This is a genomic window from Geomonas diazotrophica (genome assembly GCF_019063885.1).
Classification (GTDB): Bacteria; Desulfobacterota; Desulfuromonadia; order Geobacterales; family Geobacteraceae; genus Geomonas; species Geomonas diazotrophica.
In genome coordinates this window covers 2,611,319-2,623,802 of sequence record NZ_CP077684.1, presented here as the reverse complement: position 1 = coordinate 2,623,802, position 12,484 = coordinate 2,611,319, and the positions used below count along the sequence as shown (strand labels likewise).

Annotated in this window: 14 protein-coding genes; 13 read left to right on the top strand and 1 reads right to left on the bottom strand. The window is 61.0% G+C overall.

Annotated features, from left to right (window positions below; all coding sequences use genetic code 11):
• Positions 1-2 precede the first annotated feature (2 nt).
• Positions 3-1,193, top strand: a complete 1,191-nt coding sequence (locus tag KP003_RS11430; RefSeq protein WP_216499907.1) for a M24 family metallopeptidase — start codon at positions 3-5, stop codon at positions 1,191-1,193.
• A 215-nt stretch (positions 1,194-1,408) separates the two neighbouring features.
• Positions 1,409-2,734 (top strand): citrate (Si)-synthase, encoded by a 1,326-nt coding sequence (locus KP003_RS11425; RefSeq protein WP_216499906.1) that lies wholly within the window; start codon positions 1,409-1,411, stop codon positions 2,732-2,734.
• Between the two features lie 360 nt (positions 2,735-3,094).
• Here the strand turns inward: KP003_RS11425 and amrA are convergent, their stop codons facing one another.
• The gene (amrA, locus tag KP003_RS11420) at positions 3,095-3,643 is read right to left on the bottom strand and encodes an AmmeMemoRadiSam system protein A (RefSeq protein WP_216499905.1); all 549 of its coding nucleotides are present in this window, start codon (positions 3,641-3,643) and stop codon (positions 3,095-3,097) included.
• Positions 3,644-4,126: 483 nt separating this feature from the next.
• Here amrA and KP003_RS11415 point away from each other — a divergent pair, with 483 nt between their 5' ends.
• From KP003_RS11415 to KP003_RS11365, 11 genes are all read left to right on the top strand, one after another.
• A complete protein-coding gene (locus tag KP003_RS11415; RefSeq protein WP_183346630.1) occupies positions 4,127-4,327 on the top strand; it encodes a hypothetical protein in 201 nt (66 codons plus the stop codon).
• 147 nt (positions 4,328-4,474) lie between these two features.
• Positions 4,475-4,888, top strand: coding sequence for a nucleoside-diphosphate kinase (ndk, locus tag KP003_RS11410; protein WP_216499904.1), 414 nt, complete (start codon positions 4,475-4,477; stop codon positions 4,886-4,888).
• Between the two features lie 65 nt (positions 4,889-4,953).
• A complete protein-coding gene (gene rlmN / locus KP003_RS11405) occupies positions 4,954-5,985 on the top strand; it encodes a dual-specificity RNA methyltransferase RlmN (RefSeq protein ID WP_216499903.1) in 1,032 nt (343 codons plus the stop codon).
• Between the two features lie 61 nt (positions 5,986-6,046).
• Entirely contained in the window at positions 6,047-6,910 is an 864-nt protein-coding gene (gene mtnP, locus KP003_RS11400; protein WP_216499902.1) for an S-methyl-5'-thioadenosine phosphorylase, read from the top strand.
• A gap of 92 nt (positions 6,911-7,002) precedes the next feature.
• A complete protein-coding gene (locus tag KP003_RS11395; protein ID WP_216788344.1) occupies positions 7,003-7,920 on the top strand; it encodes a PfkB family carbohydrate kinase in 918 nt (305 codons plus the stop codon).
• A gap of 101 nt (positions 7,921-8,021) precedes the next feature.
• Positions 8,022-8,774, top strand: a complete 753-nt coding sequence (locus tag KP003_RS11390; RefSeq protein WP_216499900.1) for a tetratricopeptide repeat protein — start codon at positions 8,022-8,024, stop codon at positions 8,772-8,774.
• Position 8,775: 1 nt separating this feature from the next.
• A complete protein-coding gene (locus KP003_RS11385) occupies positions 8,776-9,627 on the top strand; it encodes a helix-turn-helix domain-containing protein (RefSeq protein ID WP_216788343.1) in 852 nt (283 codons plus the stop codon).
• A 239-nt stretch (positions 9,628-9,866) separates the two neighbouring features.
• Positions 9,867-10,247 carry a response regulator gene (locus KP003_RS11380; protein WP_015719816.1) on the top strand — a complete coding sequence of 127 codons (381 nt, stop codon included), beginning with the start codon at positions 9,867-9,869 and terminating at the stop codon, positions 10,245-10,247.
• Positions 10,248-10,272: 25 nt separating this feature from the next.
• Positions 10,273-10,716: a universal stress protein gene (locus KP003_RS11375; RefSeq protein ID WP_216788342.1), complete on the top strand. Its 444-nt coding sequence runs from the start codon at positions 10,273-10,275 to the stop codon at positions 10,714-10,716.
• Positions 10,717-10,804: 88 nt separating this feature from the next.
• Positions 10,805-11,995, top strand: coding sequence for a hybrid sensor histidine kinase/response regulator (locus KP003_RS11370; RefSeq protein WP_216499897.1), 1,191 nt, complete (start codon positions 10,805-10,807; stop codon positions 11,993-11,995).
• A gap of 72 nt (positions 11,996-12,067) precedes the next feature.
• Positions 12,068-12,475 (top strand): response regulator, encoded by a 408-nt coding sequence (locus KP003_RS11365; RefSeq protein WP_216788341.1) that lies wholly within the window; start codon positions 12,068-12,070, stop codon positions 12,473-12,475.
• Positions 12,476-12,484: the final 9 nt, after the last annotated feature.

Here is a 12,484-nt window from a genome sequence, read left to right as displayed (position 1 = left end):
ATATGCGGCTCACGCCGAAGAACGAACTGGAATACCGCTACAGGAAACTGCAAGTCGAGATGGCGGCCGCGGGAATGGACGCGGTTCTCATGGTGCAAAACGCCGACCTTTTCTATTTCACCGGTACCGTGCAGACCGGTGTGCTCTACGTTCCCGTTTCCGGGCGTCCGCTCTACCTCGTGCGCAGGGACTTCCTGCGGGCGCGCATGGAGAGCGGGCTGGCCGAGGTGGTCCCGCTCCCCTCCCTGAACCAACTGGCCGGCCTGATCGCCGAGCACGGCCACCCGCTGCCGCAACGCCTGGGGCTCGAACTGGACGTCCTGCCGGTCAACCTCTACCAGAAGTACCTCTCCCTTTTCCCCAACGCACAGGCGCTGGACGCCTCCCCCGCCATCAGGCGGGTGCGCATGATCAAGAGTCACTACGAGATCCACATCCTCCAGGACGCGGGCACGCAGGCCGACAAGGTCTACCGGCGCGCCGCCGAGGTGATCCGCGAGGGGATGAGCGAGGTGGACCTTGCCGCCGAACTGGAGCATCTCTCCCGCAAGGAGGGGCACCAGGGGTACGTCAGGATGCGCGCCTTCAACGGCGAACTCTCCAGCGCCCAGGTCCTTTCCGGCGCGGATGCGGCCGCACCCGCCTGCACCAACACGGCCCTGGGGGGGATGGGGCTCACCCCCGCCTTCGGGCACGGCGCAAGCTACAACAGGATCAGGCGCGACGAACCGATCATCGTGGACTTCGCCAGTTGCTACGACGGCTACCTGGCGGACCAGACCAGGGTGTTCGCCATCGGCTCGGTCTCCGACCGGATGCGGCGCGGTTACGAGGACATGCTGCGCATCGAGGAACTGATGGTGGAATGTGCCGTGGAGGGCGCCACCTGGGGGGGGATCTACGACGCCTGCGTCGACCTTGCGCGGCGCATGGGGTATGCGGAGCACTTCATGGGCACTCCCGGCAACCAGGTCTCCTTTATCGGGCACGGACTCGGCATAGAGATCGACGAGTACCCCTTCATAGCGAAAGGGTTCTCAGAGGATACCCTTGAAGTAGGCATGGCCTTCGCCTTCGAGCCGAAACTCGTGTTTCCCGGAGAAGGGGCGGTCGGCATAGAAAATTCATTTTATCTCTCTGAACAGGGACTTAAGCGTCTAACCTTCTCTAGTAAGGAACTGGTACTGCTGTAGCGCGTATTAAAATGTATGCAAAATAGTAAAACGCAATTTTTTTGTGTTGAAATTGGATCTGCTCAATGGTATACATTTGAAAAATCTTTGTATACAGTATACCTACCTCACGCAACCGGCCGAGTGGACATCACGCGCGGCTCGATGTCAGGGCGATTCGATTAGCTGTTTTCGACGTATGTACCTCAACCCCAACAGAAAAGGAGATCTGGCACATGACGCAATTAAAAGAGAAGTTGTTTGAGAAGATCCAGGCCCACCGTCCCCGCATCACCAGACTGACCAAGGAGTTCGGCTCCGTGATCATCGACAAGGTGGACATCGGTCAGTGCATCGGCGGCGCCCGCGACATCAGGTCGCTCGTCACCGACATCTCCTATCTCGATCCGCAAGAAGGTATCCGTTTCCGCGGCAAGACCATTCCCGAGACCTTCGAGGCACTGCCGAAGGCGGCAGGCTCCGAGTACCCGACGGTCGAGTCCTTCTGGTACTTCCTGCTGACCGGTGAGGTTCCGACCGTGGACCAGGTCGCCGCCGTCGAGGCCGAGTTCAAGACCCGCCAGGTTGTCCCCGAGTACGTCTACACCGCCGTGCGCGCCCTCCCGAAAGAGAGCCACCCGATGGTTATGCTCTCCGTCGGCATCATGGCGATGCAGAAGGACTCCAAGTTCGCCGCATTCTACAGCGGCGGCAAGTTCAACAAGATGGACGCTTGGGAGTACGTGTACGAGGATGCCAGCGACATCGTCGCCCGTATCCCGGTTCTCGCCGCATTCATCTACAACCTGAAGTACCGCGGCGACAAGCAGATCAGCATCGATCCGAAGCTCGACATGGGTGCGAACTTCGCCCACATGATCGGCCAGAGCGAGCAGTACAAGGACGTGGCAAGGATGTACTTCATCCTCCACTCCGACCACGAGTCCGGCAACGTCTCGGCCCACACCACCCACCTGGTGCACTCGGCCCTCTCCGACCCGTACTACGCTTACTCCGCAGGCCTCAACGGCCTGGCAGGCCCGCTGCACGGCCTCGCTAACCAGGAGGTTCTCGGCTGGATCATGGAGTTCCAGAAGAAGCTCAACGGCGCCGAGCCGACCAAAGAGAACGTCACCAAGGCTCTCTGGGATACCCTCAACGCCGGCCAGGTCGTTCCGGGCTACGGCCACGCCGTTCTCAGGAAGACCGACCCGCGCTACACCGCACAGCGCGAGTTCTGCCTCAAGACCCCGGGCCTCAAGGACGATCCGCTGTTCAAGCTGGTCGCCATGATCTTCGAAACCGCCCCGGGCGTCCTCACCGAGCACGGCAAGACCAAGAACCCCTGGCCGAACGTCGACGCACAGTCCGGCGTCATCCAGTGGTACTACGGCCTCAAGGAGTGGGATTTCTACACCGTTCTCTTCGGTGTGGGCCGCGCCCTGGGCTGCATGGCTAACATCACTTGGGACCGTGGTCTGGGTTATGCCATCGAGCGTCCGAAGTCCGTCACCACCGACATGCTCGAGAAGTGGGCTGCCGAGGGCGGCAGGAAGATGTAATCGGCTTTGCCGCATACTGCAAAAGAGAGAGGGGGCACCACGGTGCCCCCTTTTTTTATGCGTTGCGTAAAGCATGCGCGAAAGTCGCTAAACGGATGCTCAGCGTTCTTCGCGCTACGGCTTTTTATAGCAGTCACGCAAAGCACGCGAAGTAGGCTCTAAGGTCGCGAGGAGGGCCTTTTGTCGTTTACCCCGAGGTCTTCTTTGCGGTTCTTCGCGGATACTCTGCGTTCTTCGCGCTGCCGCTTTTGTGCGGGGAAGCAAGACCGGGCTTAGGGGGAAAGGTTGTCAACTGCAGGGAAGGGGAAGGGGAGGGGAAACTGCAAGCCGCTCAAGGTCTGAGCGGCCAATAGTCGCTCGCTACTTCTCTCCGAATACCTCGGCGCTGAAGACGTAAAGGTCAGCACCTTCTTTCCAGTCGTCCTTCTTAAGGCCGGCTTTCATGGCGGTCTGGTTCAGGAAGGTCTCCCGGTCCCAGTTGTGCTCCACGGCGACCTGCGGCAGCAGAACCCCGCGGGAAAAGTTCTTCTCCAGGTACAGCCCGTGCTTGCCCACCTCGACCTCTTCGGGGGAGGATATCTTGCTAAGAGGCGACAGGACCGAGATCTCCAGTTCGAATTCGACCAGGTCGGCCTCCTTCATGGGGTAGAAGCGCGGATCACGGGTGGCGGCGGAGGCGGCCATCTCCTGTACCAGTTCGTAGAGCGGCCTGTCGGAGCTGAAGTTGCCGATGCACCCCCTGAGGGCTCCCTGTTTCTTTATGGTGACAAAGCATCCCTTGGGTGCTGCCAGCCTGTCCTCGCCCAGTTGCTGCATCTTCAGTTTCCCGGTCTGGACGGTGGCGGTTATCGCTTCTCGAGCTAGTTGCAAAAGGAGTTTCTTGTCTGCGGAATTAAGCTTTTCGTTCACGGCTCCCCCCTGGTGGCATTGCTCCGAGCTCGCCGGAGATTAATGGGCCCAAAATAATATATTTGCGAGCCGTTTACAAGAAAGAACCGAGCTCAGTCCCGAATATGCAGCCGTTTTTTCCGCTTCGGGGAGGCGAACCCCACCCGCGGGAAAGTACAGGAGTGGTCGGCAGGGGCGGCGGCAGCAGCCGGCAACCCTTGCAGCACCAGAGTTTTGCGAAGAAACGGTAGGTTACGCGCCGGCGCTCTCTTCAGGTTGCCGTTTTTGATACCGGGCGAAGCCGGACATTTCGTTTTCAGCATGTTTGGCCGGGCCATCCAAACGTTTGGGAAAATGCTTTAACATTTTTTTGAGCTTGGCACCTTTAAAAACTGTTGACATTTCCACGAATGCTAGTATATTCGGCCTTTGTTGTCGCACAGAAAAAACCATGCGCTTTGCGCAGTAATGGTAAATCTAAAAAGAAAAGAGGTGATATCGTCAATGAAAAAACTGATCTCCTTGGCACTTTGCCTGGCTCTGGCCCTGTCCTTTGCTGCTGGCTGCAAGAAGAAAGAAGAGGCTCCGGCTGCTCCGGCTGCTGAGCAGGCTGCTCCGGCCGCTCCGGCTCAGGCTCCGATGTCCTCCGCTAAAGCTCCGGAAGCTGCTCCGGCTGCTCCGGCCGCTCCGGCTGAGAAGAAGTAAGCTGAAACAGGGCTACCCTGTTTCACGAAGCCCACAGATTCATCTGTGGGCTTTTTTTGCGTCTCTATCCGGCCATTTGCCTTGACAACGGGCGGACCGGAATGCTAATTAGAAGGGTCATTTACTACAATCGGTTCGGAGGAAACAATGGAAAGAACATTTGCCATCATAAAGCCTGATGCAGTGGAAAGAAACGTCACCGGCAAGGTGCTCGCCATGATCGAAGCTGGCGGGTTCAAGATCGTCGGCATGAAGAAGATCCTGCTCTCCAGGGCACAGGTCGAGGGTTTCTACTACGTGCACAAAGAGCGTCCGTTCTTCGGCGACCTTTGCACCTTCATGTCCCGCGGCCCGGTGATCGCGCTGGTGCTGGAGAAGGAAAACGCCATCGCCGACTGGCGCGGCCTGATGGGCGCCACCAACCCGGCCAACGCCGAGGCGGGCACCATCCGCAAGGAACTGGGCGTGAGCATCGAGGAGAACACCGTTCACGGCTCCGACTCCCCGGAGTCCGCTTCCTACGAGATCCCTTATTTCTTCAACCAGCTGGAACTGGTTTAATCCGAAGCTGGTTCAGGCAGACCAAGAGCCCTTCGCGAGAAGGGCTTTTTTAGTATCCGGAAGGTATGGAAAAGACAGACATAAAGAATTTGACCCTGTCCGGGCTCGAGGCGTTCATCTCGGGGCTGGGCAAGGAGCGTTTCCGCGCCAAGCAGATCTTCAAGTGGCTCTACCAGATGGACGCCATGGACTTCGACGAGATGACCAACGTCTCCAAGGAGTTCCGGGCGGTGCTCAAGGAGCGGGCCGAGATCAGCAACCTCTCTCCCGAGGCGGTCGAGGCCTCCGAGGACGGCACCAGGAAGTACCTGTTCCGGCTCAAGGACGGCGCCGCGGTGGAGAGCGTGCTGATCCCCGATGAGGGGAGGAACACCCTGTGCATCTCCAGCCAGGTCGGCTGCGCCATGCAATGCGCCTTCTGCCTCACCGGTACCTTCGGCCTTTCCCGAAACCTCACCACGTCCGAGATCGTGAACCAGGTCTGCGCGGTGAAGCGCGAGCACCCGGTCAACAACATAGTCTTCATGGGGATGGGGGAGCCACTGGCCAACCTTTCCGCCGTGATCCCGGCCGTGCAGATCTTAACCGACCCGGACGGCTTCCAGCTCTCCACCCGCAAGGTGACCGTTTCCACCTCGGGGCTGGTCCCGGAGATGGCCGAGCTCGGGCGCGGCTGCACCGTGAACCTCGCGGTATCCCTCAACGCGACTACGGACGAGGTGCGTGACCGGATCATGCCGGTGAATCGGGCCTACCCCCTGAAGGAGCTCCTGGCCGCCTGCAAGGCGTTCCCGCTTCCTTCGCGGCGCTGGATCACCATCGAGTACGTCATGATCCGGGATCTGAACGATACCTTGGACGACGCCAAGCGCCTGGTGCGCCTGATCAGCAACATCCCGTCCAAGGTGAACCTGATCCCCTTCAACGAGCACGACGGCTGCGCTTTCAAGAGCCCGACCCAGGAGACCATCGACCGTTTCCACAAGTACCTGCTGGACAAGCACGTCACCGTGATCACCCGTTCCAGCCGTGGGGGGGACATCTCCGCCGCCTGCGGGCAGCTGAAGGGAAAGCTGGACCAGATGCAGAAGGATTAACGCGGCGCAGGGGAAACGCCGAACAGTACCTACTATATATTCAATGACGCTGGAGGGAGCTATGGCTAACGAGGTAATCGGGGTAATCGGCGGCAGCGGCCTGTACGAGATGGAAGGGATGACCGGGGTGACCCAGGTCACGGTGGATACCCCCTTCGGCCGTCCCAGCGACGAATACGTGACCGGCACGCTGGACGGCGTGCAGATGGTGTTTTTGCCGCGTCACGGCAAGGGACACCGCTTCACCCCCAGCGAGGTGAACTACCGCGCCAACGTCTACGGCATGAAGAAGCTCGGCGTGACCCGGATCATCTCGGTTTCCGCGGTGGGGAGCCTCAAGGAGGAGATCGTCCCGGGGCACATCGTGGTGCCGGACCAGTTCATCGACCGCACCCGCGGCTTCAGGAAGGACACCTTCTTCGGCAACGGCGTGGTCGGCCACGTCCAGTTCGCCGATCCCGTATGCGGCGAGCTCTCCGAGATCCTGTACCGCTCCGCCGGCGAGGTGGGTGCCACCGTGCACAAGGGTGGCTGCTACGTCTGCATGGAGGGGCCGGCCTTCTCCACCCGCGCCGAGAGCCACCTGTACCGCTCCTTCGGAGCCTCCATCATCGGCATGACCAACCTGACTGAGGCGAAACTGGCCCGCGAGGCCGAGATCTGCTACGGGGTCATCGCCCTCTCCACCGATTACGACTGCTGGCACGAGTCCCACGACGACGTCTCGGTCGAGGCCATCATCGAGATCATCAAGAACAACGTCGCCACCGCCAAGAAGATCATCCGACAAGCCGTTGCCCGCGTGGCGGCGGGGCGCGGCTGCGCCTGCGGCGAGGCCCTCAAGTACGCGGTGATCAGCGACACCTCGGTGATCCCGGTGGAGACCAGGGAAAACCTGGAGCTGATCCTCGGCAAGTACCTGTAACACTAAAGCCGGAGCCGCCGGTGCCAGCAGGCGGCCCCGGTCATCCCCTGCAACTCGAACCAACCCTGATCCCGCAGCACACCGGAGGCTTTATGAGCATACTCGTCGTTGGATCCGTCGCGCTTGATTCCGTGCAGACCCCGTTCGGGGAGAGAGACCGAGTCCTCGGCGGCTCGGCCACCTACTTCTCCACCTCGGCCAGCTTCTTCACCGACGTCAACCTGGTCGCGGTGGTGGGGGAGGACTTCCCCGAAGAACACACCCGCTTCCTCACCTCGCGAAACATCGACCTCACCGGCCTTTCCCGCGTTCCCGGCAAGACCTTCCACTGGAAGGGGCGCTACGGCTACGACCTCAACGAGGCGCAGACCCTCGAGACCCACCTGAACGTGTTCGAGAGCTTCAAACCGGTGATCCCGGAGTCCTGGGCCGACGCGCAGTACCTGATCCTGGCCAACATCGACCCCGAGCTGCAGATGGAGGTGCTGAACCAGGTGAAGAAGCCGCGCGTGGTCGCCTGCGACACCATGAACTTCTGGATCTCCTCCAAGATCGAGGCGCTCAAAAAGGTGATCAGCCGGGTCGACTTCCTGATCATCAACGAGGGTGAGGCCCGCCAGCTCTCCGGCGAGGCGAACCTCGTCAAGGCCGCCCGCTCCATCATCGCCCTGGGGGTCAAGAACCTGATCGTGAAGCGCGGCGAATACGGCGTGCTCATGTTCAACGGCCACTCGGTCTTCGCGGCGCCCGCCTATCCCCTGGAGGAGGTCTTCGACCCGACCGGGGCCGGGGACACCTTTGCCGGCGGCTTCATGGGGTATCTGGCCAACACCGGCAACCTCTCCGACGAGGGGGTGCGCCAGGCGATCATCTTCGGCTCGGTGATGGCCTCCTTCAACGTCGAGGCCTTCAGTCTCGATCGTCTGAAGACCCTGACCTACCCGGAGATCGAGGCGCGCTACCGCAGCTTCAAGAACATGACCCATTTCCAGGGAGTGGGGGGGCTGTAATGCCCCGCCCCGGTGGCGCCGTTAAGGGGGTCCTCATTGACAACGATGATCATATCTGCTAATTTTTCCGGGTGTATTTCCGCGAGTTTACCGTGAGGTGTATGATCCGTCCCAGAACCTTCATGCCGGTTGCCCTCCTCCTCCTTGCCTCGGGATGCGCCTTGAGCCAGGCTGAGAAGAACAAGTCCATCTATCACTACCAGATGGGGCAGTCCTTCTTTGCCGAGAGCAACTACACCGGCGCGCTCCAGGAACTGACCGAGGCCGAGAAGCTCACCCCCAAAGACCCCGAGCTGTTGAACCTTTTGGGGCTTACCTATTTCCGCAAGGGACGCTACGAACTGGCGGAGGCCAAGTACCTGAAGGCCCTCGATTTGCGGGAAAACTACTCCGAGGCGCGCAACAACCTCGGCGTGAACTACCTGGAGATGAAGCGTTGGGACGATGCCATCGCCCAGTTCAAAACGGTGCAGGAGGACCTCTTCTTTCAGGGGCAGGACAATGCCGCCGGCAACCTCGGGCTCGCCTACCTGGGCAAGGGGGACTACCAGCAGGCCCTGGCCGTGCTGCGCGGCCTGGTCGCCAAAAACGGCAGCGATCCGCGCACCAGGGTGAACCTTGGGCGTGTCTACTTCGCCATGGACAAGACCGAACTTGCCGTTGAGGAGTACCAAAAGGCCCTGCGCCTGAACCGTTCCTACGCGAGCGCCCACTACCACATGGGGCTTGCCCAGATGAAGCTGAAGGACGCCGACGCAGCCAAAAGCGCCTTCCAGGAAGTGGTCCGTATCGCCCCCGATTCCGAGATGGGGCAGCTCTCCAGGGAGTACCTGGATCTGCTCAAGGTGAGGTAACGTGGCTGAGCCAGAGGTTGAAAGCAGCGCGGAGGCACCGGTCGGGGAGTACCTGCGCAGTGTCCGTGAGGCGAAGGGGCTTGAGCTGGAGGAAGCCTCGCGCGTCACCAAGATCGGCAAGAACTACCTTGCCGCCATCGAACAGGGGGACTTCGACAGGCTCCCCAACGCCGCCTACATCAAGGGTTTTCTGAGACTGTACGCAGGCTTTCTCTCCCTTTCCGGGGACGAGGTGGTGGCGCGCTACGAGAAGGGGCTCGCCCCCCCTCCGGGAGCCCAACCCGAAGCGAGCGCCCCGCGGGCGCAGGGCATTGCCCCGCAGACCGGGATCGATACTCTGGAACGGGCCCGGTTCCGCAACCCCGGCCGCTGGATCGTTACGGCCCTCCTCTTGGGCGCCGTGGTGATCGCGGCGTTGTTCTCCACCGAGGGTGAGCAGCCCAGGGTGCAGCCCCCCCCGAGTGCTCCGGCCCCGGCCGCTCCCCCGGCGCCGGCCCCGGTCGCTCAACCCGTACAGAAGCCGGTCAGCAGCGCGCACAGCGCCGCCGCCCCGTCGCCGTCCGGGACCGAGACCGCTCCGGCGGCACCAGGCGGCAAGCAGAGCGGGATCGTGCTTAAGCTCCGCTTCAACCGCGACAGCTGGCTCAGCATCACCATCGACGACAGCATCTCCCAGCGCTACGACCTGAAAGCGGGCGACATCATCGAGTGGAAGGGGCAGCGCTCCTTCGCGCTGGACTTAGGCGACGGCGGAGCAGTCGAGGCCGAGTTCAACGGCCGGCCGCTGAAGGCCCTGGGTGAAGCGGGCAAACCGGCGCATGTGGAACTGAAGAGTGACCAACCTGCGCCCTGACGGCAACTAAGCGCCCCCTTTTATGAGTGACGCCGACCTCACTTAATGTGAACCTTGCCGGAGGGACACCACCCCATGCGTGGGGAGACCCTTTCCCCGCTATCGCCGGAATCCTTGTGACACCTGGAGTTAGCCCCTCTGCTAGATAATCGCGCGCCTAGCGCGCAACCGCGCTTGACACATCTACTCGCAGTGTTAGAATCAATCCTGCGGTTTTTAATAAGAATCTGGAGCCGATCTTGCCAAAGCAGCCGAAGCGAATACTTGTAGTAGACGACGAGGAGAATGCACGCATCGGCCTCTCCCGGTTGCTGGCCAAGGAAGGTTTCCTGGTAGACAGTGTGGCAAACGGGTTCGAGGCCCTCAACTACCTGCGCGAGCAGGAGGTGAACCTGATCGTCACCGACATCAACATGCCGGAGATGAACGGCATCACCTTCTTGAAGGAGTTGAACCGCAGCTACCCGGCGAGCAACGTGATCATGATCACCGCCTACGGCGGCGTGGAATCCTACATAGAGGCGATGAACCTGGGCGCCTTCGAGTACATAAACAAGCCGGTGAAGATCGACGAGCTGAAGTCGATCCTGAAAAAGATCTTCAAGGAAACGAGCCACTGACCACATGGCTGAACGGGGGGAGCAGATGCCAAGCTTCGACAAGATTCTCTTCGCCACCGATTTTTCCGAGAACTCCGACCACGCCTTCGAGTACGCGCTCACCCTGGCCAAGCAGTTCAACGGCCGGCTGACCATCATTCACGTCATCAACGAACCGGTGGACTTGCGCGGTTTCTACGTCCCACACGTCTCCTTCGAAAACCTGGAGAAGGAGATCGAGGAGGGGGCGCAGAAGATGATGGCGACCTTCGTCGCCAACAACGTCGCCGGTTTCAACAACTACGAGACGGCGATCGTGACCGGCGTGCCGTGGGAGGAGATCCTGAAGCGGGCCGAGACCGACGGCTCCTCGTGCATCGTGCTGGGGACCCAGGGCAGAAGCGGCATCGACCACCTGCTGTTCGGCTCCACCGCCGAGCGCGTGGTGCGAAAGGCTTCCTGCCCGGTGGTTACCGTCAGGCTCCCCTGACGGCAGCGGCATACATCCATGCGGGGCAGCGTTTGCTGCCCCTTTTTTTTGACGAATGCGATCCTAATCGGAAGGAGCAGGCCCCGATATGACCAACACGGAGAAAGAGCCGCGCGGCCGCGTGCTGATCGTCGACGACGAGAAGGTCATCCTCGATCTCACCGGCATCATCCTGAAAAACCGCGGCTACCAAGTCTTCACCGCCCTGAGCGCGCAGGAGGGGCTTTCGACCATCGAGGTCGAGCGCCCCGAACTGGTCCTTTTGGACTACATGATGCCCAACATGGACGGCCTCACCGCGCTCAAGGAGATCAAGAGGCTCTACCCCGATACCTACGTGATCATGTTCACCGGCAAGGGGAGCGAGGAGATCGCCGTCGAGCTGATGAAGGCCGGCGCCTCCGACTACATCCTGAAGCCGTTCAACAACCAGGACCTCGTGGAGCGCATCGAGAGCGTCCTGAAGCTGCGCGGCATAGAGCTGCAGAACAAGGCCCTCCTGAGCGAGCGCGAGAGGCTTTTGGCCGAGATCGCGGACTGGAACCGCGAGCTGGAGGCCCGGGTGCAGGAGAAGAGCGAGGCGCTTTCCCGTGCCCAGGCCGAGGTGGTCCAGTCGGAAAAGCTCGCCTCCCTGGGCTACCTCTCCGCCGGGATGGCGCACGAGATCCGCAACCCGCTCAACTCCATCGCGCTCTTCGTGCAGCTCATCAAGGGGGGGCTGGACGAGCCGGAGCGTCAGGAGTACGTGGAGAAGATCCTCAAGGAGGTGGACCGGATCGACAACATCCTGGGGAAGCTCCTGGACGCCTCCAAGCGCCCGAGGTTCGAGATCAGCGAGGTCAGGATGGACCGCATCCTGGAGCACACCCTGGAGGCCTTCACGCCGCAGCTGCGCCAGAAACGGATCAAGGTGGTCCGGGACTTCAGGAACATCCCCCCGGCCATCAAGGCCGACCCGATGGAGATCGAGCAGATCTTCACCAACCTGTTCTTAAACTCCATCCACGTCATGCCCGAGGATGGAACCCTCACCGTGGAGCTGGACCAGGACCAGGATTACATCAAGCTCAGGGTCTCCGACACCGGCCCCGGCATCCCGCCGGAGAACCTCCCCAACATCTTCGATCCCTTCTTCACCACCAACAGCCGGGGCACCGGGCTCGGACTCTCGGTGGTGCTGCGCATCGTCAAGACCTACCGGGGGAAAATCGAGGTGGAGAAGAGCGACCCCAGCGGCACCACCTTCGCGGTGCGCCTGCCGCTCAACGCACCGAGGTAAAAGGCGGTTTCCACTTTTCTTTTCGGCCGCATTTCTGTATGATAGCCCATTCAATCATGCCTTGAGGTCGAAATGACAGCAGAGAACAGGGGCAAAATCCTCCTGGTAGACGACGACAAGTTCTTCCTGAAGGTGATGTCCGATGCCTTCAGGGGCGCGGGCTTCTCCGTAGTGACCGCAGAGGACGGCGTCCTCGGGGTGCAGGCCTACGCCGCCGGGACCTTCGATGCCGTCATACTCGACCTGGTCATGCCCCGGATGGGAGGGGTGAGTGCGTCACTGGAGATCGGGAGGCTGGCCAAGGAGGCGGACCCGATCATCATCTTGTTGACCTCCATGTTCCAGGGCGCCCCGCACGAGCACCCCATTCCCGAGATGGGCGCCAAGGTGCACATCCCTAAATCCACCCCACCGCTGGACATCGTCATCATCGTTGAACAGCTCCTGGAAAGAAAACGGCGCGATACCGGCGCCGCCTGACGGACACCC